The sequence below is a fragment of the Acinetobacter sp. Lyrl_1 genome (assembly GCF_051948795.1).
Classification (GTDB): Bacteria; Pseudomonadota; Gammaproteobacteria; order Pseudomonadales; family Moraxellaceae; genus Acinetobacter; species Acinetobacter towneri.
Map to the genome: position 1 here is coordinate 13,300 of NZ_JAYJLK010000006.1, position 22,374 is coordinate 35,673.

Annotated in this window: 23 protein-coding genes and 1 tRNA gene; 20 read left to right on the plus strand and 4 right to left on the minus strand. The window is 40.8% G+C overall.

From position 1 onward, the window contains the following. Positions 1-300: 300 nt before the first annotated feature. The 11 genes from VF675_RS03735 (at position 301) to VF675_RS03785 (ending at position 9,683) form a co-directional block, all read left to right on the plus strand. Complete coding sequence (locus VF675_RS03735; RefSeq protein WP_168417808.1) at positions 301-1,683, plus strand: Do family serine endopeptidase; 1,383 nt, start codon at positions 301-303, stop codon at positions 1,681-1,683. A 148-nt stretch (positions 1,684-1,831) separates the two neighbouring features. Further along, positions 1,832-2,278 carry an acyl-CoA thioesterase gene (locus tag VF675_RS03740; RefSeq protein WP_019837691.1) on the plus strand — a complete coding sequence of 149 codons (447 nt, stop codon included), beginning with the start codon at positions 1,832-1,834 and terminating at the stop codon, positions 2,276-2,278. Between the two features lie 269 nt (positions 2,279-2,547). Beyond that, the gene (gene lepA / locus VF675_RS03745; RefSeq protein WP_440204799.1) at positions 2,548-4,365 is read left to right on the plus strand and encodes a translation elongation factor 4; all 1,818 of its coding nucleotides are present in this window, start codon (positions 2,548-2,550) and stop codon (positions 4,363-4,365) included. 21 nt (positions 4,366-4,386) lie between these two features. Continuing rightward, entirely contained in the window at positions 4,387-5,214 is an 828-nt protein-coding gene (lepB, locus tag VF675_RS03750) for a signal peptidase I (RefSeq protein ID WP_004971724.1), read from the plus strand. 24 nt (positions 5,215-5,238) lie between these two features. Beyond that, positions 5,239-5,610 (plus strand): DUF4845 domain-containing protein, encoded by a 372-nt coding sequence (locus tag VF675_RS03755; protein WP_178865619.1) that lies wholly within the window; start codon positions 5,239-5,241, stop codon positions 5,608-5,610. Continuing rightward, positions 5,582-6,283 carry a ribonuclease III gene (gene rnc / locus VF675_RS03760; RefSeq protein ID WP_004971722.1) on the plus strand — a complete coding sequence of 234 codons (702 nt, stop codon included), beginning with the start codon at positions 5,582-5,584 and terminating at the stop codon, positions 6,281-6,283. Before VF675_RS03755 ends, rnc begins: the two co-directional genes overlap by 29 nt. Beyond that, on the plus strand, positions 6,280-7,308 hold the full coding sequence (gene era / locus VF675_RS03765) for a GTPase Era (protein WP_218618915.1): 1,029 nt from the start codon (positions 6,280-6,282) through the stop codon (positions 7,306-7,308). The genes rnc and era overlap by 4 nt, the downstream gene beginning before the upstream one ends. A gap of 22 nt (positions 7,309-7,330) precedes the next feature. Further along, positions 7,331-7,525, plus strand: coding sequence for an NF038104 family lipoprotein (locus VF675_RS03770; protein WP_154320888.1), 195 nt, complete (start codon positions 7,331-7,333; stop codon positions 7,523-7,525). A 14-nt stretch (positions 7,526-7,539) separates the two neighbouring features. Continuing rightward, complete coding sequence (gene recO, locus VF675_RS03775) at positions 7,540-8,253, plus strand: DNA repair protein RecO (protein WP_178318867.1); 714 nt, start codon at positions 7,540-7,542, stop codon at positions 8,251-8,253. Positions 8,254-8,264: 11 nt separating this feature from the next. After that, positions 8,265-8,990, plus strand: a complete 726-nt coding sequence (gene pdxJ, locus VF675_RS03780; protein ID WP_440204818.1) for a pyridoxine 5'-phosphate synthase — start codon at positions 8,265-8,267, stop codon at positions 8,988-8,990. A 39-nt stretch (positions 8,991-9,029) separates the two neighbouring features. Further along, on the plus strand, positions 9,030-9,683 hold the full coding sequence (locus VF675_RS03785; RefSeq protein WP_004971715.1) for a tRNA-(ms[2]io[6]A)-hydroxylase: 654 nt from the start codon (positions 9,030-9,032) through the stop codon (positions 9,681-9,683). Positions 9,684-9,964: 281 nt separating this feature from the next. Here the strand turns inward: VF675_RS03785 and VF675_RS03790 are convergent. Then, positions 9,965-10,040, minus strand: a tRNA-Asn gene (locus VF675_RS03790). A 250-nt stretch (positions 10,041-10,290) separates the two neighbouring features. On the opposite strand from VF675_RS03790, the gene VF675_RS03795 reads away from it, so the two are divergent. Next, a complete protein-coding gene (locus tag VF675_RS03795; protein WP_178318832.1) occupies positions 10,291-10,749 on the plus strand; it encodes a hypothetical protein in 459 nt (152 codons plus the stop codon). Between the two features lie 139 nt (positions 10,750-10,888). Next, positions 10,889-11,716 (plus strand): DMT family transporter, encoded by an 828-nt coding sequence (locus tag VF675_RS03800; RefSeq protein WP_440204800.1) that lies wholly within the window; start codon positions 10,889-10,891, stop codon positions 11,714-11,716. Between the two features lie 198 nt (positions 11,717-11,914). On the opposite strand, the gene VF675_RS03805 is transcribed toward VF675_RS03800, so the two are convergent. Beyond that, complete coding sequence (locus VF675_RS03805) at positions 11,915-13,150, minus strand: pyridoxal phosphate-dependent aminotransferase (RefSeq protein WP_004971708.1); 1,236 nt, start codon at positions 13,148-13,150, stop codon at positions 11,915-11,917. Between the two features lie 218 nt (positions 13,151-13,368). Between VF675_RS03805 and VF675_RS03810 the strand changes: the two genes are divergently transcribed. Then, positions 13,369-13,548 carry a hypothetical protein gene (locus VF675_RS03810; RefSeq protein WP_004971707.1) on the plus strand — a complete coding sequence of 60 codons (180 nt, stop codon included), beginning with the start codon at positions 13,369-13,371 and terminating at the stop codon, positions 13,546-13,548. A 57-nt stretch (positions 13,549-13,605) separates the two neighbouring features. Here VF675_RS03810 and VF675_RS03815 read toward each other — a convergent pair whose 3' ends face one another. Further along, the gene (locus VF675_RS03815) at positions 13,606-14,394 is read right to left on the minus strand and encodes an A1S_2505 family phage non-structural protein (protein WP_004971705.1); all 789 of its coding nucleotides are present in this window, start codon (positions 14,392-14,394) and stop codon (positions 13,606-13,608) included. A 252-nt stretch (positions 14,395-14,646) separates the two neighbouring features. Here VF675_RS03815 and uvrB point away from each other — a divergent pair, with 252 nt between their 5' ends. The 5 genes from uvrB to VF675_RS03840 all read left to right on the plus strand — a co-directional run bounded on the left by uvrB (position 14,647) and on the right by VF675_RS03840 (position 20,936). Continuing rightward, entirely contained in the window at positions 14,647-16,674 is a 2,028-nt protein-coding gene (uvrB, locus tag VF675_RS03820) for an excinuclease ABC subunit UvrB (protein ID WP_104851763.1), read from the plus strand. Positions 16,675-16,844: 170 nt separating this feature from the next. Continuing rightward, a complete protein-coding gene (locus VF675_RS03825; RefSeq protein ID WP_440204801.1) occupies positions 16,845-17,444 on the plus strand; it encodes a lipocalin family protein in 600 nt (199 codons plus the stop codon). Between the two features lie 182 nt (positions 17,445-17,626). Beyond that, complete coding sequence (gene rarD, locus VF675_RS03830; protein WP_440204802.1) at positions 17,627-18,550, plus strand: EamA family transporter RarD; 924 nt, start codon at positions 17,627-17,629, stop codon at positions 18,548-18,550. A 348-nt stretch (positions 18,551-18,898) separates the two neighbouring features. Next, positions 18,899-20,356, plus strand: a complete 1,458-nt coding sequence (locus tag VF675_RS03835) for a glyceraldehyde-3-phosphate dehydrogenase (RefSeq protein WP_004971695.1) — start codon at positions 18,899-18,901, stop codon at positions 20,354-20,356. 217 nt (positions 20,357-20,573) lie between these two features. Then, positions 20,574-20,936, plus strand: coding sequence for a winged helix-turn-helix transcriptional regulator (locus tag VF675_RS03840; protein ID WP_004971692.1), 363 nt, complete (start codon positions 20,574-20,576; stop codon positions 20,934-20,936). Positions 20,937-21,000: 64 nt separating this feature from the next. Here the strand turns inward: VF675_RS03840 and VF675_RS03845 are convergent, their stop codons facing one another. After that, positions 21,001-22,197 carry an MFS transporter gene (locus VF675_RS03845; RefSeq protein WP_324526029.1) on the minus strand — a complete coding sequence of 399 codons (1,197 nt, stop codon included), beginning with the start codon at positions 22,195-22,197 and terminating at the stop codon, positions 21,001-21,003. On the opposite strand from VF675_RS03845, the gene VF675_RS03850 reads away from it, so the two are divergent. Continuing rightward, complete coding sequence (locus tag VF675_RS03850; protein WP_225531281.1) at positions 22,136-22,366, plus strand: hypothetical protein; 231 nt, start codon at positions 22,136-22,138, stop codon at positions 22,364-22,366. The genes VF675_RS03845 and VF675_RS03850 overlap by 62 nt on opposite strands. Positions 22,367-22,374 lie beyond the last annotated feature (8 nt).

Genomic DNA, 22,374 nt, shown 5'->3' on the forward strand with positions numbered 1-22,374 from the left:
ACCCCTTTTTGCAGAAAAACGCAAGTGCGAAGTGGGCATGAATAATGAAAAAAAAGAATAAACGGGAAACTTTTATGGAATATTCCAACTTTTATCACAATTTTGTCCAATCTATTTCAGATGTTGAGCTTTAAGTCAGATTCAGAGAGGTTAAATATTCAATCTCATTAAACTGATTTAATTGCAATAAACTAAAAGCTGAAACTGAAAAGATTCAACATTTTATTACGCAAAACTGAGTAATTTTGTGATAAATAAGATGGGTTCGAAGTCATAATTATTATTGAGTGAATGCTATTTATGAAAAATCGCAATTTAAAAAAAGGTTTATATGCGGCTGTTTTTACTATGGCAACTGTGCAGACTCAAGCAGCACCACCAGTAGACTTTTCTAATTTGGTTGAGCAGGTGAGTCCTGCTGTCGTGAGTGTAAATGTTGTCAAAAAAATGAGTCAGGAAGAACTCTTACAACAACAAGTTCCAGAAATTTTACGCCGTTTTTTTGGCAATCAAGTCATTATTCCACAACAGCAATTACCACAAGAAAAAACAGGTTATGGCAGTGCATTTTTTATTAGTAAAGATGGATACCTTTTAACGAACCACCATGTGGTGGAAGATGCTTCTAAAGTCACAATTGTACTGAATGACCGCCGTGAGTTAGATGCAACTGTGGTGGGCAGTGATGAACGTACCGATGTCGCTTTATTAAAAGTGCAAGGTGCGAGTTTCCCAGAGTTGCGTACAGGCAATGTCGATCAATTGCGTGTGGGTGAGCCTGTACTTGCAATTGGGTCTCCATTTGGATTTGACTATTCTGCATCGGCAGGGATTGTCAGTGCCAAAATGCGGAATATGATGGGTGAAACCTCAGTACCCTTTATTCAGACCGATGTAGCTTTAAACCCAGGTAACTCAGGTGGGCCATTGTTCAATCAGCGTGGTGAGGTTGTGGGCGTGAACTCCCGTATTTTTAGTGGTACGGGTGGCTATATGGGGCTGTCATTCTCTATTCCAATTGATGTAGCAATGGATGTTGCCGATCAATTAAAACGAAATGGTAAAGTGACCCGTTCTTATTTAGGGGTGAGTTTGCAGGATATTGACCGTAATTTGGCTGAATCTTATAAACTGAGCAAACCAGAAGGGTCATTGATTACTCAAGTTGCACCAAATTCACCTGCTGCACGTGCAGGCTTACGTGCGGGTGATGTCATTCTTAAATATAATGGTACGCCAATTTCTAGAACTTCGGAATTGTTGAACTATTTAAACCGTTCAGTGCCAAATCAGAGTATTCAGCTTGAAGTATTACGTGATGATAAACGCCGTAATATTACCGCTACAGTCAGTACAGCACCTGATGACACGCCTGCCAAAAACAACCCTGAAACTGCTGCTAAAGGCCCTGTCTTAGGTGTGTCTATTCGTGATTTAACTGTTGCAGAACAACGCCAGTTAGATATTAAAGGTGGTGTGCTCATTCAGGAAGTGCGTCGTGGTGGTTCAGCAGCTCAGGCGCGTATTATGCCAGGCGATGTGGTGGTACAACTGAATAATACGCCAATTCAAAATGCCAACCAGTTTGTTGAAACGGTATCTACCCTGAAAAAAGGTTCAGTTGCTCGGGTCGTGATTATTCGTCAAGGGCAACGTGCCATTATTGGGATGCGTATTCAATAAGTTAAAGCATCTGTCAGTGTTAATTTGATCTCAATATAAATGATCATTCGCATAATAGTCGCTCTTCAAACAGAGCGACTTTTTTTATGCTAATTGAATATTTTTGATAGACTAAGCAGACACGGCAGTTTCTAGTAAAAAGGATGCAATGAGCAGCATATTTGATTTAAAAATCACGGTTCAACCTGAACATATAGATATTTTGGGTCATGTGAATAACGTGGTTTATGTGCAATGGATGCAAGATGTGGCATCTGCGCATATAGAGCAGCTAGGTTTAGGTGTACAAGAATATTTGAAGCTGAAACATGCCATGGTCGCTGTAGAACACCATGTGCAATACCGTAAAGCAGCTCTCGAAGGAGAGGAGCTGATTTTACGAACGTGGCTCAGTGATTTGAATGCGCTGTATTCATTTCGTCAGTATGCATTTTATCGCCCGCAAGATAAAAGCCTGTTATTTATGGGTAGCACACAATGGGCATGTGTGGAAATTGCCACAGGCCGTCCAAAGCGTATGTCACCTACCTTTACGCAAGCTTATCAGCCACTGGCTGCAGATGTTAATCCTTTAGATTTTAGTGCTTATGATTAGTCGAGAGATAAGTTAAGTACCGAGTGTGCTCTAGTTGGGTATTACGATTCGTTATATCTTGAGGTTTTTAAGATTCATAAAGTATTTAAATCTACACATAAAATGTCTAAGTCTGCTGTATAAAACGAAAAAACTAAAGGGCAGCAAAAGGAACTCATTATTATGGATACATTGAAAAATCCATCTGCTATAATCCTTCGCAATTTCTATTCGGCTTTTGCTCTGCATGAATTTTAAGGTGCAGGGCGTGTTATTTTTTAAGGTAACCCATGGCGCAAGCTAAAAAATCTGTTGATATTAAAAACATCCGTAACTTTTCGATCATTGCGCACATCGATCATGGTAAATCGACTCTGGCAGATCGTTTCATTCAAACCTGTGGCGGTCTACAAGATCGTGAGATGCAAGCGCAGGTGTTGGATTCTATGGAGCTTGAGCGTGAGCGTGGGATTACCATTAAAGCCACATCGGTGACTTTATACTATAACCATCCAAATGGTCAGGAATACCAGTTAAACTTCATTGATACCCCAGGACACGTCGACTTTTCTTATGAAGTGTCACGTTCTTTAGCCGCTTGTGAAGGTGCGCTATTGGTGGTGGATGCTGCTCAAGGTGTAGAAGCACAGTCGGTTGCAAACTGCTATACCGCCATTGAGCAAGGCTTAGAAGTTTTACCTGTACTCAATAAAATTGATTTACCGCAGGCAGAGCCTGAGCGTGTGATTCATGAAATTGAAGAAATTATTGGTATTGAAGCACAAGAAGCACCAACTTGTTCTGCAAAAACAGGTTTAGGCATCGACAATGTTCTAGAAACTTTGGTGAATGTGATTCCAGCACCACAAGGTGACCGCGAAGCACCGCTACAAGCTTTAATTATTGACTCATGGTTTGATAACTACTTGGGCGTTGTGTCTTTGGTGCGTATCAAACAGGGTCGTGTGCGTAAAGGCGACAAGATGTTGATGAAATCGACAGGTCAAACGCACATCATCACATCTGTGGGTATTTTTAATCCAAAACATACTGAAACAGGTGTTTTAGAAGCAGGCGAAGTGGGCTTCGTAATTGCAGGAATTAAAGACATTTTTGGTGCACCAGTGGGTGATACCATCACGCTTGCAACCACACCAGAAGTTGAAACATTACCAGGCTTTAAAAAGGTGAAACCGCAGGTCTATGCAGGTTTATTCCCGATTGATGCCAGCGATTTTGAACCTTTCCGTGAAGCACTGCACAAGCTACAAATTAACGACTCAGCGTTGTTCTTTGAACCAGAAAGTTCAGATGCCTTAGGCTTTGGTTTCCGTTGTGGCTTCTTGGGTATGCTACACATGGAAATCGTACAAGAGCGTTTAGAGCGTGAGTACGACTTAGACCTCATTTCATCTGCACCGACTGTAATTTATGAAGCGGTAATGAAAAATGGCGAAACGGTTTATATCGACAGCCCATCAAAAATGCCAGATGGTTCAACAGTTGAAGATTTACGTGAACCCATTGCCGAATGTCATATTTTAGTGCCACAGGAATACTTAGGTAACGTCATGACCCTATGTATTGAGCGTCGTGGTGTGCAAAAAGACATGAAATTCTTGGGTAACCAAGTGTCTATTACTTTTGAAATTCCGATGGCAGAAGTCGTGATGGATTTCTTTGATAAATTGAAGTCATGTTCACGTGGTTTTGCATCGTTAGATTATAACTTTGTCCGTTTTGAAAGCTCATCTTTGGTTAAAGTCGATGTACTGATTAACGGTGAAAAAGTCGATGCCTTAGCGATGATTTGCCACCGTCAAGATGCACGTCACCGTGGTATTGCCTTGGTTGAAAAAATGAAAGACTTGATTCCGCGTCAAATGTTTGATGTGGCTATTCAGGCTGCGATTGGTGCGCAAATTATTGCGCGTTCAACCGTGAAAGCGATGCGTAAAAACGTACTTGCGAAGTGTTATGGCGGTGACGTTTCTCGTAAAAAGAAACTACTTGCCAAGCAAAAAGAAGGTAAGAAACGTATGAAGCAAGTGGGAAGTGTTGAAATCCCGCAAGAAGCTTTCTTAGCTGTACTTAAAGTCGAACGCTAAAATTATAAGGATAATAAACCCATGGATTTTGATTTTAATTTGATTCTCGTTCCTGCCACATTATTTTTTATTGCGGTGTGGCTGCTCGATAAATTTGTATTTAAGCAAAGAGCAACGAAAGGGCGAGGCAATGAAAACTTCATTATCACATGGGCTTATGATTTTTGGCCTGTTTTGGCAGTGGTGATGGTACTGCGTTCATTCCTGTATGAACCATTTAATATTCCGTCAGATTCTATGGTGCCAACCTTAGAAACGGGCGATTTTATTTTGGTGAACAAGTTTGAATATGGCGTGCGTTTGCCAATTATTAACAGCAAAATTATAGATGTGGGTTCGCCTGAGCGTGGCGAAGTTGCGGTGTTCCGTTATCCACCACAACCAAGCATTAGTTATATTAAGCGTATTGTCGGTTTACCAGGCGATCATATTGTTTATGATCATGGTCAGCTGAGCATTAATGGCGAGAAAGTAACGAAAACCCCAATCCAGTTTAGCCGTGAAAAAGACAGTCTAGATACACCTACTTCAATTTACCATCAGGAAACTTTAGGGGCGCATACATTTACCATGCGCGAGCTTGAAGGTGTAAACGTGGCGCGTCAGGCACCATTCCTGAACTATGTAGACAATGGTAAATATTCAGCAGAAAATGGTTTATATTGGGAAGTCAAAGTACCTGAAGGTCATTACTTCGCGATGGGGGATAACCGCGATCAAAGTGCTGACAGTCGTTTTTGGGGTTTTGTACCAGAGGAAAACCTAACAGGTCGTGCATTCTATGTGTGGATGCATAAAGAACCTGGGTTTAATTTGCCGTCATTTAGTCGTAACGGCAAAATTGATTAATAAAGCAGATTAGGAAAATAAAAAATGCGTCATCAACAAGGGGCATCCTATATTGCAATTTTAATTGCAATTATTGGTTTTGCATTTATGGCAAAAGTAGCAGTTGCAGTTTGGGCACCATATTTCGATGATCGAATGTTGGACAATCAAATTGAAGAACAATTGTTAAATGGGCCAAAAAATCTATCACCACAACAGTTTATTGGTGAAATGGACAAGCGTTTAAGCATGAACAACATTCGCGATATTAAATTTGCAGATGTGGCTCAAGTGACTAACGTCGATGGTTTAGAAGTGAAAAAAGAATATGAAATAAGAAAACCTTTCTTATTGAATATTGATATTGTAATGAAGTTCGAGAAAAGTTTTGATCAAAGCTCAGTCCAAGCTAAATGAGACCCGTCTAGCCAGCCGAATCGGTTATCAGTTTAAGCAACCTGAATTGCTTAAATTGGCTTTGACTCACCGCTCGGTGAGTCATAAACACAATTACGAACGTCTGGAATTTCTAGGCGATTCGTTGTTGGGAATGATTGTTGCCAATTATTTATATGTGGCTTATCCACATGAAAATGAAGGGCGTTTAACGCGCATGCGGGCAACACTGGTGCGTCAGGAAGCCTTAGGTAAAATTGCCAATGATTTAAAGCTCAGCCAAAATTTAATTCTCAGTACAGGTGAATTGAAATCTGGTGGTCATCATCGTGAGTCTATACTGGCGGATACCGTAGAAGCGATTATTGGCGCCATTTATGTCGATAGCGGTGATTTGAATTTGCTGCAAACGATTGTGCTAAAATGGTATAGCCCTTATTTAGATCATATTGAGCCAACCGATCAACTCAAAGACCCTAAATCACGCTTACAAGAGTATTTACAAGCACGTAAAAAACCTCTCCCGGTTTACGAGGTTGTAGATATTCAGGGCGATGCACCGAATCAGCATTTCATTGTGGAATGCCGAGTCGATAGTTTGCCTGTAATGAAGGGTGAAGGTTCAAGCCGTCGCTTTGCCGAGCAGGCAGTTGCGGCAGATATTTTAAAATTCTTGGAGCAAAAGTCTGAATGACCATCCATTCCGATCACGTAGATGCTGATCACGAGTCGAATAACGACGCCAATGACCTAATTAACCAATTCTTTAGCGGTCAGGGAACTGAAATTCCATCTGATTTCCGCAGTGGTTTTGTTGCGATTGTTGGTCGCCCGAATGTGGGTAAATCGACCCTCATGAACCACTTATTGGGTCAAAAACTATCCATTACTTCACGTAAACCGCAAACCACACGTCACAAAATTGTGGGAATTGATTCACGTGAAAAATCTCAGGCTGTGTTTGTAGACACACCAGGGATGCATAAAAAAGAAGTCCGTGCCATCAACAAAATGATGAACCGTGCTGCATCATCTGCTTTGCGTGATGTGAACTTGGTTTTGTTTGTGGTGGATGCACAAAAATGGACGCAAAATGATGAGTTAGTCCTAGAAAAGCTGAAAAATGCAGAAATGCCAGTGATTCTAGTGATTAACAAACTCGACACTTTTGAGAATAAAAATCAGGCTTTGCCGATTATTCAAGAACGTGCCAAGTTAATGAACTTTGCCGAAATTGTACCTGTATCGGCATTGCGCGGCGCGAACCTAGATCATTTGCGTGACACGATTGAACGCTATTTGCCATTCCAGCCACCGTTGTACTCGCTAGATCAAATCACAGACCGTTCAGAACGTTTCTTGGCATCTGAAATTATCCGTGAAAAGATCATGCGCCAATTGGGCGAAGAACTGCCTTACGATTTAACCGTGCAAATCGAATCATTTAAAACTGAAGATGCGGTTTTAAATGAAAAAACGGGTCGTATGAAAGCGCCATGTACCTATATTGATGCCACTATTTTTGTAGATCGCCCAGGTCAAAAAGCCATTGTGATTGGTGAAAAAGGCGCGAAGCTGAAAAAAATTGGTATGGATGCACGGGTCGACATGGAAAAAATGTTCGAGCAAAAAATCATGTTAACGCTTTGGGTGAAAGTCAAAGGTGGTTGGTCTGATGACGAACGTGCATTAAAAAGCTTAGGATATAGTGATATCTAAGTTTGACGAAAAGGGAACTGTGATGATGAAAGTGTTGGCCATTGTGGCATGTATGTTTGTCTTGCAAGGTTGTATTCACAAAGTTGTGACAGTTCCCGTAAAAGTCGCCTACAAAACCACAAAAGGTGTGGTGAAAGGCACTGCTGCTGTAGTTGGTGCTGTCATTCCAGATGGTGATGACGAAGAAAAATCCAAACAAGAATCCTCTAAAGAATAGGATTAATTGACGCAATCATGCGTAATGAAATCTTGCATGGTTATTTAATCCATCATCGAAAATACCGCGAACGTAGCCATATTGTGCATTTGTTTACCCGCGAACATGGGCGGGTCGATGGTATTTTAAGACAAATGCCACCGCCACAATATCAACCGATTCGCATACAAGCTTCGGGAAAATCAGACCTTAAAAATTTCACTAAGCTGGAAATTGTCAATCAACCCGTTTTTTTCTTTGGTGATGCATTTTTTTCAGGCTTTTATTTAAATGAAATTGTGTTGCGCTTGTGTTCTGCCGAAGTGGAAATGCCTGAAACTTTTGTGCAATATCACCAGACTTTGGCGCATTTACAACATTTATCTAGTCAAGAAAACCCCAATCTATTCTTAAGACAAATTTTGCGTCAGTTTGAACATGCTTTATTGGAAGAATTAGGCTATGCGATTGATTTTTCAGTCGATGCGAACCAAGAGCCGATTCAGCCCAATATGCATTATCATTTTCAATTGAATGATGGTTTTATCCCTACTGCACAAGCTTCACGAGCAAATTTGCTTGGCGCACAGATCCTCAGTATGTGCGACTATGAAAAAGGTAGGGATTTTAACCCAGAACAGTTACAATTACTGTCTCGGCTGTATCGACAAATGATTAGTTCACTGTTGGGTGATCGACCTTTAAAAAGTCGCCAATTGTGGATTCAGAATTCTCAAACCCAAGCGTAATGTAGGAACCTATTATGGCTTTACTCGGTGTCAATATTGACCATGTGGCAACTTTAAGACAAGCGCGTGGCACGAACTATCCAGACCCTGTGAAGGCCGCATTAGTTTGTGAACAGGCGGGTGCAGAGGGGATTACTTTGCATTTACGTGAAGACCGTCGTCATATTCAGGATGGTGATGTGCGTCGTATGCGTCCGTTGCTAAAAACTCGTATGAATTTGGAAATGGCAGTTACTGAAGAAATGATCGAGTTTGCCAAGGAAATTCGTCCACAGCATGTATGTTTGGTACCTGAGCGCCGTGAAGAAGTAACCACTGAAGGTGGTTTGGATGTAGTAGGCAATTTTGCAGCAGTTAAGGCCGCTACTCAGGAATTAACAGCAATTGGCTGTGATGTGTCACTGTTTATTGATGCAGATCTTGCACAAATTGATGCGGCCGTTGCATGTGGTGCACCGACCATTGAAATTCATACAGGCGCGTATGCCAATGCAGAAAATGAAGCTGCACAGCAAGCCGAATTGACCCGTATTGTTCAGGGCGTAGAATATGCAGCTAGCCGTGGCTTAGTGATTAATGCAGGGCATGGCTTGAACTTGGACAATGTAGGTGCAATTGCCGCTATTCAACACATCCATGAGTTAAATATTGGTCATGCTTTAATTGGTGATGCTGTATTTGTCGGCTTGGAACAGGCTGTTAAACGCATGAAAGCTGCGATTGATGCAGCGCGTTAATCTGCATATTTAAAATTGAAAGATAAAATTTGAAACGTTATGTCCAGCATAAATTATGATGAATTGATGCAGCCTGTGATAGCATTTTTAGGCTGCGAAACACCCAAAGAATGGTTGAACGAAGCATTAAATAATTTAGATATTTTGATGCAAGATCATGCCAACTGTGAGAAAAAAGCAGCAGGCACAGCCATGAACCTGATGTTTCGTTACAGCTTTTTTACCGATTTACAGGTCAAACTTGCACAGTTGGTACGCGAAGAAATGCTGCATTATGAGCAGGTGCTAGAGTTCATGGCAAAGCGTGGGCAAATGTGGCAGGGTTTAAGTGCAGGGCGTTATGCAGGCGGTTTACGTAAAGAAATCCGTACCTATGAACCTGAAGCACTAATTGATGTTTTGGTGATTGGTGCCTTTGTAGAAGCACGTTCATGCGAGCGGTTTTATGCGCTTGCGCCATTGGTAGATGAAGAATTAGGTAAGTATTACCGTTATTTACTGAAATCAGAATCACGGCATTATGAAGATTATTTGGCACTGGCTTTGGATGTAGCAAAAACAGCAAAACTGAAAAACCCTGAAGAAGATATTCAGGGGCGAATTCAGCATATACGTGAAGTGGAAAAGAATCTTATTTTAAGTCCAGATGATCTGTTCCGTTTTCATAGTGGTGTGCCTGTGCAAGCTGCTTAAAACTTGTAGATGATCTAAGATAGAAAACGGAACTTCGGTTCCGTTTTTTTATCAATCAAGTTATTGCTTAGGTATTTTGATTGTGGATTGTTGCCTAAGTCACTTAGAAATGATCAAGGCTAAGATTAGGAATTACATTAAGCTGAATTGCCCAAAACAGTTACATTCATCTTTTTGAACGATTAAGGCATGAATCGCTGCTTGGTTATTTACAGACCACATCATCCATAAATTTTAGGCAATAAAAAACCCAAGTCGTTATGCTTGGGCTTTTTAGAATTTGGCTCTCCCACCTGGGCTCGAACCAGGGACCTGCGGATTAACAGTCCGTCGCTCTACCGACTGAGCTATGGGAGAATCTGAATGCGATTATAAGCAGATTTAAGCAAGGGTCAAGCATAAATTGTCATGTTTCTTTCATTTTGACTTTATATGCTTTTTATTTGAACAAAAAACAAAATTTTATTAAAAAATCACCCACAAGACTTGCGTTACACAAAATCGGTTGTTAGTCTGAGTGACAGAACAAAGCGTTTAAGTAGCATCTTAAACAGTGTGGATTTAACCCAACTTGCCAGCACTAAAATGGCTAAATCGGAGTAAGCGAATGAATACGCTCAGCATTTCTGACATTTTTTCTCAATTTTCTTATTATCAAGAACATTATCTTTCTATCTTGTCTACGCCTGAACAATACTACACTGCTGTAGAAGGCGCGTTTATTCATGTCTGGCCTTTGGCACCTCAAGATTTGTATTTGGGCGATTTATTGCAGTTGTGGTTTAGTGAAAAATGGCTCATTCAATCATCCTGCCAATTGCTTTCAGACCATCCAGACAACGGCACCAAAAAACCATTACAGCGTGATCATGATTTATATTTGTACCAACTGGCGGGTAGTGCGCTTTCGGGGAGCAACCGTTCACGCGTGTGGTCTGTGTCTGAACAAAAACAATTGCGTGTAGAATTAGACTCTGCTTTTCGCTATTTATGTGAATATAAAGCGACAACTCAACCTGTAGTGTCTAAATCAGAGTTGATCGCAGCATTGAAAAACAGTATCTAATCTAAATAGTATTTAATCTAAGATGATTTATCATTTCAGCCAAATAGATTTGTATTGAATTGAGCGAAATGACTTGCACTAAAATAGTGTTCTAAACTGCGATAAAGATTTGCGAACAGCTTGAAAAGGATATTCAGCCGTGTGGATTAAAATATGCATTGCCATGCTCGCATTTGCTGCAAATTCCTTGCTGTGTCGTTTGGCATTCGCTGAACAGCAAATTGACCCTATTAGTTTTAGTTTGCTCAGGGTTGGCAGTGGAGCAGTGTGCTTAGGACTGTTCTATGCTGTTTTGCAGGTTCAACAACCAATTCAATTCCAATGGAAATCTGCACTCAGCCTTGCTGTATATCTGCTCGGTTTTTCGTTAGCATATTTGCATATAGACGCAGGCATAGGCGCATTGATTCTATTTGGCGCAGTGCAAATCACCATGATCAGTTATGCGATTTTGCATGGTGAGCGCATGACTTTGCCGCGCTGGGTCGGGTTAGGTTGTGCTATATTGGGGATGGGTTTGTTGCTATTGCCTGAAGCCAGTACGCCAACGTTCAAATATGCATTGATGATGTTACTGGCAGGTATTGCATGGGGTTTTTACAGTATTGCTGCAAAGACGATGCAGCATGCTTTAACCAATACTCTATCTAATTTCATTCTGGCGACACCACTTGTTGCTGTATTTTTTCTTTGGCATTTACCTGAAAGTTTTATCACTTGGCAGGGTGTGGTTTTGGCAGTGTTGTCGGGTGCATTGGCTTCGGCTGGCGCGTATGTGTTGTGGTACAGCATTGTGAAAAAAATTGATCACATTACCGCAAGTACTGTGCAACTTTCTGTACCGTGTTTGGCGATTTTAGGCGGTGTGATTTTTTTAGGTGAACAACTCACCCTGTTGATGGTCGTGGCAACCTTGATCGTGTTGTGTGGTATTTTGATGGTGATTTTAACCAAACCTCGTGTATGAAACCGTTTAGATTGCTGTTGTTTTGATTTTTTTGTATTGGAATTTTTATATCAATCAAGAAATGATCTTGAGGCTTTTTAAAAGCGTTATTTGTGATCTCTCTCCTCAGAAATGAGGAAAAATGATGAGTGAAAAAACGTAATTAAAACAAAAACCCACGATTCAATCGTGGGTTTTGTTCATCTAAACAGGTTTAGATTATTTGGCAGCTTTTTCAGCTTCGATTGAAGCAATCGCTTCATCTACACCTTCAATTGATTCTGCTGCTTTTTTGATACGTGCAAGCGCATCTACAAGCACTTCGTCTGCAGTTGCATAAGAAATACGCATGAAACCGCCTAAACCGAACGCATCACCAGGAACAACGGCAACACCAGTTTCTTCCAATAACCAAGCAGAGAATTCTGTGCAAGATTTTAAGCCTTTCGCACGAATCAATGGTTTGATGTTTGCATACGCATAGAATGCGCCATCTGCAGGTAAGCAAGAAATACCTTTGATGTCATTCAAACCATTTACAACTAAGTCGTGACGGCGTTTGAATGCTTCAACCATTGGCTCAAGTACGTCTTGTGGGCCGTTCAATGCAGCTTCTGCAGCAACTTGCGAAATAGAAGTTGGGTTAGAAGTCGATTGAGATTGAATTTTCTTCATCGCACCAATTAGTTTAGCAGGGCCCGCTGCATAGCCAATACGCCAGCCAGTCATTGCATAAGCTTTAGACACACCGTTTAATACGATTGTGCGGTCATAAAGGTCTGGTGCAACTGTTGCGATGTTATAGAACTCATCATCCCAACGGATTGGTTCATACATATCGTCAGATGCAATGAATACTTCAGGGTATTTACGTAGTACAGCAGCCAAAGCTTCTAATTCAGCTTTGGTGTAGATCATACCTGTAGGGTTAGATGGGCTGTTTAACACCACTAAACGTGTTTTGTCAGTGATCGCAGCTTCTAATTGTTCAGGCGTGATTTTGAAACGTTGTTCTTCACCACATTCCACAATGACTGGCACGCCTTCAGCAATAATCACCATATCTGGATAGCTTACCCAGAACGGTGCAGGGATAATCACTTCATCACCCTTGTTTAACAAAGCCAACGCCAAGTTAAAGAATGATTGCTTACCACCACAAGACACCAAAATTTGGTTCGCTTGGTAGTCAAGATTATTGTCACGTTTTAATTTTGCGATAATGGCTTTTTTAAGACCAGGCGTACCGTCAACAGCAGTATATTTTGTAAAACCGTTATTAATTGCTGCAATAGCTGCATCTTTGATGTGTTGTGGTGTATCGAAATCCGGTTCACCTGCACCCAAACCAATAACGTTATGACCCGCAGCTTTAAGTTCAGCGGCTTTATTGGTTACTGCAAGTGTTGGGGACGGTTTGATGGCATTGACACGATCAGAGAGACGTACGTCCACGGCATATTCCTTCTTATAGGGATAAAAAAATAAAAAGCATATTATCTTAGCTTAAATTCGATGTCTGCGTCGTTTAAAATTGCATCAAATTAATAAAAAATCACCAAATTAGACCAATTTCCTATGAAATCGTGATTAAAACTGCTGTGAGGTGGAAGTTTCTCGCATCGGGCGGCAAAAAACTTTAAAATAGTCCAAATTTTATAAGAGTAATGGTCATGAGTAAGCAGCAGCCTACTTCAAAAAAACCATTGGTGAATCTCCCATTCCCAATGCCAAATACAGCGCAGGATAATGATCAGGCGGTACATAATTCGGTGCGTCCTAAACCTGAGCAATATGCGGATAAGACTTGGCCACCGCCACGTGGTACTCGTCGTTCGATGGGTAAGCGCTAAAAAAAATGCCACAATTACGTGGCATTTTTTATTGATGGGGATTTAAAAGTATTGAAATTAACGAACATGCTTACGCGCTTTGTTGGCAGGTTTTGGCGGCGAGATTTCACGTACGCCATGCCATACATCGCTAAAATCTTGCTCGTTGATATTATACAATTCCAATAAAGCCAAAATCGCTGCACCAAATAGCATTGGGCCTTCTGAATTATTTTGGAACTCGAATACCTTACCATTTAAGTTGTGCAAAATATCCTGAATTTCAAAGACCCGATCACGCCCATTGCTGTCAGTTGGGTACATTTGTGTATTCAATATGATTTTAGCCAAGGCTTTTTCATTATCGCTCAATGCCAAGACTTCAATTAATTCATCGGTGGCAGGGGTAAAAATCACAGAATCACGGTAAATGGTGTGTAGTAATTTTTGCGTTAGTTTAGGCAATGCTTTTTCGACAAAAGGACGAAACGACGCAGGAAAAATCACATTATGGGCAATGCCTTTAAACATAGGGGCAATTTCTTCAACCGTATAACCTGCAATACCACAACCAATTGAAGTTAAAAAATACTTCATTTTAGGATGGTTTTTGGCATAGATTTTAAAGTCATCCACATAGTGCTGAATTTGCGATAGTGGCATTTGTTGTAAATGTTCATTCATGGTTGGAATGGCAAAACTTTGTCCTGCCCAACCGCGCCCGACGCCTTCAACGGCACCAAAAAATTCTTTGGCTGTTCGTGCTGCACCACCTGCATGTTGTCCTGCCATGTTACTGCCAAATACGAAAACAGTATCTTCAGGGAGGCTTTTGATAATTGATTCGTCGTGATATTGGTAAGTCATGAATGTGTGCTTTTATGGTTGTCGTCCTGAAATTTCATGTTGCCTTTGAATAGCCAGTGGGTCAAGTCTTAAAGCAGTTTCCCCGTGCTCAATTTAGTCGTAGCACATCTTCGTTCTAACAGCGTCCAATACAGAATTAAAACCGAGCAATGGCTTTGTAGCTACGCAACATCGCCACAACATATTCGGATGTCCTGAGTGTAGGCAAATCTGCTAAAATATTAGGTCGCATCAAACCTGAGAGCTGCATTTGTGAGTGATAAGCAACCTTTCGATTTAGTCACCAACTATCAACCTGCGGGTGACCAACCACAAGCCATTGAAAAATTGGTTCAAGGGATAGAACAGGGCTATCATGATCAGCTATTACTTGGGGTTACAGGCTCAGGTAAGACTTATACCATGGCCAATGTGATTGCCAGAACACAGCGTCCGACCATTGTCATGGCACATAACAAAACGCTGGCAGCGCAGTTGTATGGTGAGTTTAAAGCGTTCTTTCCGAACAACGCAGTCGAATATTTTGTCAGTTATTATGACTATTATCAGCCTGAAGCCTATGTACCATCTTCCGATACTTTTATTGAAAAAGATGCGGCTATTAATGATCATATTGACCAAATGCGACTCTCGGCCACACGTGCTTTGCTAGAGCGTCGTGATGCCATTATTGTCGCATCGGTATCTGCAATTTACGGTTTGGGTGACCCCAATGCTTATATGAGCATGTTGCTGCATGTGGTGCAAGGTGATCGGGTGAATCGTGATGATTTGATCCGTCGTTTGGTGGAAATGCAATATAGCCGTAATGAGCTAGAGTTTTTGCGCGGTACTTACCGTATTCGTGGTGAAATTTTAGATATTTTCCCTGCTGAATCTGATCAGCATGCTATTCGCATAGAATTATTTGATGATGAAGTCGATTCGATTCGTTGGTTTGATCCATTAACAGGCAAATTGGTGCGTAAAGTGCCGCGCGTGACTATTTATCCTAAAAGTCACTATGTTACGCCTAAGGATAATTTGGAACGTGCGATTGGTACCATTAAAGAAGAACTAAAAGAGCGTTTGGTGTTTTTTCGCGAACATGACAAATTGCTAGAAGCGCAGCGCATAGAACAACGTACCCGCTATGATTTAGAAATGATGCAGCAATTGGGCTATACCAACGGCATCGAAAACTATTCACGACATTTGTCTGGACGACCTGCAGGCGAAGCACCGCCCACTTTGTTTGATTATGTACCTGATGATGCCTTGCTGATTATTGATGAATCGCACGTGACCGTTCCGCAAATTGGCGCGATGTATAAAGGTGACCGATCACGTAAAGAAAACTTGGTGAATTATGGTTTCCGTTTACCTAGTGCGTTAGACAACCGTCCAATGAAATTTGAAGAATGGGAGCGCATCGTCCCATCCACAATTTATGTGAGCGCTACACCTGCACAATATGAGTTGGAAAAATCGCAACAAATTGTAGAGCAAGTGGTGCGTCCAACAGGATTGATTGACCCAGAAATTGAAATTCGTCCTGTGTTAACGCAGGTGGATGATGTGCTGTCTGAAATCAATTTGCGTAAAGAATTGAATGAGCGGGTGTTGGTCACCACTTTAACCAAACGCATGGCTGAAGATTTGACCTCGTATTTAAAAGAATACGGCATTCAAGTGGCTTATTTACACTCTGATATTGATACCGTAGAACGCGTCAAAATTATTCACGAATTACGTACAGGCGTGCATGATGTCTTGGTTGGCATTAACCTGTTACGAGAAGGTTTAGACATGCCTGAAGTGTCTTTAGTGGCAATTTTAGATGCCGACAAAGAAGGCTTTTTACGTTCAGAACGTTCGTTGATTCAAACCATTGGACGTGCAGCACGTAACTTGAAAGGTAAAGCAATTTTATATGCAGATCGCATTACCGATTCAATGCAAAAGGCGATAGATGAAACAGAGCGTCGTCGTGCCAAACAAATTGAATTTAATGAATTGCACGGCATTACTCCACGTAGTGCAGTGCGTCAGGTGATTAAAGAAATCGACACAGGTGAAGTGCTGAACGATGAGCAAATTGATGAAAAAATCAATGCACAAAGCCGTGCTTTAAGTGACGATGAACAGCACATTTTGGCTGATCCTAAACTGTATGCCAAACATATTGCCAAACTTGAAAAAGAGATGTTGAAAGCATCTAAAGAACTGCAATTTGAACAAGCGGCTCGTTTACGTGATGAAATTTTGCGTTTAAAAGCGCAAATGTTGCAATCTGGCTAAATTGGGGCGAATTGCACTGTCAGTGTAAGTGCGAGTTTGCATACTAAACTTGCTATGTAAAATTTGAGTTGCAAAAATTACATATCCATACAGTAAATTGAAATGCTTGCGGTTATTTTTGAAGAAGATAAACAAAATTGACTGAACATTAGAGTTTAGAGGTTGGGACAATGGCTAAAAAACTTCCGTTTGCAGGTGCGCGACTTGCCAAAATTGCCCTTGGTGGTGTGGTGCTGATTGGTTTGGGTGCTGCGACTATGGCATATTCCAAAACCAATGAACCGATGAAAACGGTAGAAAAAGTCGAATTAGATAAATATTTAGGCGTTTGGTATGAGGTTGCAAGAAAGCCTTTATATTTCCAAAACAAATGCGGTTCAAATGTAACAGCAGCATATACATTGAATGAAAATGGCAATGTGCAGGTGGATAACCGTTGTATTGCAAAAGATGGCAAACAAATGCGTGCTTTGGGCGAAGCTTTTGTACAAAATGCGCCTTTTAACAGCAAACTCAAAGTTAGCTTTTTACCTGAAGTCATTCGTTGGTTGCCTGTAGGGCGTGGTGATTATTGGGTGTTAAAGCTAGATGATGACTATCAAACTGCCTTGGTGGGTGAACCACGCCGTAAATATTTATGGGTACTTTCACGTACGCCGCATCCTGATCAGGCTGTCGTGACTGAATATCTGAACTATGCCAAATCACTCGGTTATGATTTAAGTGATATAATTCATACCAAACATACGCACAATAAAAAGTCAGACTAAGTTGCAATAGCTTCAGAGCTGCTTACCCATATATGATAAGCGGGGAAAAGTAAGCCATCCAATTGACCACGCAAAAGCTGCGTGGTTTTTTATATCCTGTCATTTTAAATTTTGAACATTCGATCAATCTCTAAAACAACGTATATATGAGTATAATGCCGACTGATATAGGGGAGAGTCGGATGTATAAAGGCATTGCACTATCGGTTTTAGCATCGGTCACTTTTGGGGTGCTGTATTTTTATACCCAATTACTCAAACCTTTAGACAGCGAAGAAACTTTTGCGTGGCGTATGTTGGCAACTTTGCCATTCCTAACTTTGTTTATGTGGTGGTCGGGAGATTTAAAACATATTTCCGCGATTTTTCAGCGGCTCAAACAACAACCACAATTCATACTTTGGCTGATTTTTAGTTCTTTTTTATGCACTACGCAATTGTGGTTATTTTTGTGGGGGCCGATTAACGGGCGTGGTTTGCAGGTTTCTTTGGGTTATTTCTTATTGCCTTTGATCATGGTTTTGCTTGGCTGTGTGCTATATAAAGAAAAGTTATCGACTTGGCAGATGGCAGCAGTTGCCTTAGCCGTGCTAGGTGTCAGTCATGAAATCTGGCGCATTGGCACGGTGGCGTGGGAAACCTTATATGTGGCATTTGCCTATCCTTTATATTTCTTTTTACGTCGGGTCTTTCAAACCGATCACTTGGGCGGGTTTTGGTGGGATTTGCTGCTCGTGATTCCTATTTCGCTGTATTTGGCCTTTGTCTATAGTGACAGTTTGCAAGTCATTGCAAATTTTACCCATTTAATTTGGGCGGTATTGGGACTGGGTTTTTTAAGTGCATTAGGGCTGGGTAGTTATATTTTGGCCAGTCGTTATTTGCCTTTTGTGATTTTTGGCTTATTGAGTTATTTAGAACCTGTGCTGTTGGCTTTTGCCTCAATGTTATTGGGTGAGCGAATAGAAGCAGGGGAATGGCTGACCTATATTCCAATTTGGTTGGCGGTGGCGTTGCTGGTAATGGAAGGTTGTTTGCATTTAAGAAAGCAAAAACAGAATCAGCAAGATTTACAGCAGAAGATAGAGCAGCAATCAGAGCGATAAATATCTTAAAAATCTATTGGCATACTTCTGTAGAAATACAAAGAAGATGGTTTAAAGGTTTGCCGATACATCTTAGTTTGAAAAAATGATCTTTTTTGAATTTAAGGTATAGAAAAAGCAGATGAAGCTTAAATATACCTGCCAAGTTTTTGGCCTGAAAAATTGAACATTGAATGAAAAAAGTAAAATCACAAAAATAATTACAACTATTTTATGAATTTATAGTGAATATATAAGAAAATAGTCAGGTCAATGCCAGCTTTTGATTCAATCTTGACGACAATTCCATTACAATTATCGGGTTTTGAAATTCATGCCTAGATATACAATTAATTAGAGGACGTATCTGTGAGCAAAGAGACTATCATCGCCCTACACGCAGAGCACCAAGGTCGCTGGAAAAACCGTGAAGAAATCGCGGAACGTATGATTGCTTTACTCGGTCAGTTGTACCGTGAAAAAAATATCATGGTTTCAGTTTTTGGTCGTTCTTTAGTTAACCGTTCTGTGATTCAAATTTTGAAAGCACACCGTCGTACTCGTATGATGGACGTAGAACTTTCAGTTGTTCACACTTTCCCATTGCTTGAAGCTTTGGCAAAAGTAGACAACATCGGTTCAGCAGAAATCGACTTAGGTAAACTTGCTGTTGAATATAAAGAAAAAGGCGGCGATGTAAATGCATTTGTTGCAGACGCTGTGAAATCTTTAGCGGGCAATCCAACAACTGTAGAAAGCAAAGATGTTGTACTTTACGGTTTTGGTCGTATTGGTCGTATCCTTGCGCGTTTAATCATTGGTCAATCTGGTCTTGGCCGTGGCTTAAACCTTAAAGCAATTGTGGTACGTAAATCGTCTGATGGTGATTTAGAAAAACGTGCGTCTTTATTGCGTCGTGACTCTATTCACGGTCCATTTGCAGGCACGATTTCTGTAGATGAAGAAAATGAAGCAATTATCGCAAATGGTAACTTCATTAAAGTGATCTATGCGTCTAACCCATCTGAAGTAGACTATACGGCTTATGGCATCAACAATGCATTGGTGATTGACAACACAGGTAAATGGCGTGATGCAGAAGGTCTTGCACAACACCTTCAATGCCCAGGTGCTGCACGCGTAATTTTAACTGCACCTGGTAAAGGTGACATGAAAAACGTGGTGTACGGTGTTAACCAAGCAGACATTCTTGATGAAGATACCATTATTTCTGCAGCAAGCTGTACAACAAACGCAATTACACCAACTTTAAAAGTGTTGCATGACAAGTACACTGTTGTGAATGGTCACGTTGAAACTGTTCACTCATTCACTAACGACCAAAACTTGATTGATAACTATCACAAGGCTGATCGTCGTGGTCGCGCAGCAACATTGAACATGGTTATTACCGAAACAGGTGCAGCGAAAGCTGTTGCGAAAGCATTGCCTGCATTACAAGGTAAATTAACAGGTAACTCTGTACGTGTTCCAACGCCAAACGTATCACTTGCAATCTTGAACTTAACGCTTGAGAAAGAAGTAGATCGTGAAGAAGTGAACGAATACATTCGTCAAATTTCAATTCACTCTAATCTTCAAGGTCAAATTGGTTATACCAACTCGACTGAAGTGGTTTCAAGTGACTTCATTGGTTCGCGTACTGCAGGTGTATTTGATGCGCAAGCAACCATTACTTCAGGCAACCGTTTAACTGCTTACGTTTGGTATGACAACGAAGTGGGTTATAGCTGCCAAGTATTGCGTATTGCTGAACAAATGGGCGGCGTAAGCTATCCTAAAGTTCCTGCTGAAACAAATGCATAATTTGTAGATACAGAATTTAAAATCAAAAAGAGCTTCAAATGAAGCTCTTTTTTTTGCATTTATTTCATTCTTAAATATAAGGATGAGTGTTGAAATTTCCACCTAATACGCTATCCTAAACTTACCAAAATAAAGTCTATGCTAAAAAGTAAGTAGATTTGATTTTGCTTTCAAGCTTTCAAAGCCTGAACAATAGAAATAACAGAAGGATACCGTTATGCAATATGCAACCAGTCACTTACTCGGGCAAGTCCTTGCTAAAGATTGTCCATCACGGATTCGTTTAGAACATTTAGCCAATAAATGGTCAATGTTGGTGTTGCATTGTTTAAGCGAAGGTTTGCACCGCTTTAGTGAGCTAAGACAGCGCATTGAAGGGGTGAGTGAAAAAATGCTGGCGCAAACCCTGAAAACTCTTGAGCAAGATGGGTTAATTTTACGTACAGTTTACCCAACGGTGCCGCCTAAAGTGGAATATCAACTCACTTTTGAAGGCTCACAAATTGCAGCAAGAGTGAATCAACTGATTGAGTATTTAGAACAGCATTTGCCTGAAACTTCACAGCAATCTTCTCACTAATGGATTACTCATCTTTTAGGGAAGTCGCTATAGATGTTCCTACTCCAAAGCACATTCTGGATGATTAAATAGTGCGTCGATGTGAAAAATCATAACGATCAATCAGCAAAATCCCGATGGCAAATACCAAAATACTGACAACACAACCCATCCAGCCCCGGTGTTGCCATGCGTAGACCGCCGTCAGTGAACCAAGTGCTGCACCTGAAAAATAAATAGTCATATATACCGCATTAATGCGGGAACGTGCGGTGGCATCAATTCGGTACACCAAGTTTTGATTCAATACGTGAAAAGCAGTTAGACCAAAATAACTCATCAATACGCCAACGGCATAAGCCACAATATTCTGCTGTGCAAAAAAGAGTGGAATGCAAGAAAACAACATCAAGCCAATACATAATATTGCGACAAAATTCTCACGACCTTTGCCGACCGTTTTACCCGACCAACTTGACGAGAAAATTCCAATCACACCCAATAAACCAAAAAGCCCAATTTGAAAATCACTAAAATAATAAGGCGGATTGGCTAAAACAAAAGTCATGGAAGTAAAAACCAAGGACAAAATGGCAAAGCCCAAAGCGCCCGCGCATGCTCTACGAATTAAATGTGGTTGGGTTATAGCCAACTGAATTAAAGAACGATAAATGCCTGCCACAGTCAAATTTTTATTGGCAGCTGTAGAGGGAAGTTTTGTCCACATTAAGCCTGCAAAAAGTAGGGTGATGATGCCGCTGCTGAAATAGACAGCTTCCCAAGACCAATAGGTCGATACAAAACCCGCGAAAGTGCGCGATAAAATAATCCCCATTACCAAGCCACTCATCAATTTGCCGACAATGGCAGCACTCGATTCAGGTGGACTGATGCTAGATGCAAATGGAATAAGCACTTGTGCAGAAATCGCACCAAAAGTGGCACATACGGTAAAGAAATACAGCATGGCTAAATTGCTGCTAAAAGACAGCAAAATTTGAGAAAACGCAGCAAAAACCATCAGGCTGACAATCAATTTACGCTTATTCAGCAAGTCACCCAAAGGCACGAGTAACATTAAACCCAGCCCATAACCTATTTGTGCTAAAACCACAGCAAAGCCTGCCTGACTGGTGCTAATTCCTAAACTTTTTTCAATTGAATAAATTAAAGGCTGATTAAAATACGCCGACCCTGCACACAAGCCACAGGCGGTTGCCATGAGCAAAACAAATTTAGGTGATAAAGCAGGCGTAGTTGTGGTGGCAACAGCATTAGACATGGCGGCAGAAAGCAAACAAGGGTTAAAGCACTATAAGAACTTAGATGAGGAAGGAGAAATAAGAAAAAACGATCATATCATTGCTAAAAGGAATGAGTGTTTTGAACAATCAGCGATAAAAAGCAGCTCTGTATACGATTGCATAAATATAATTCGAGAAATTCTCTAAAATATGGC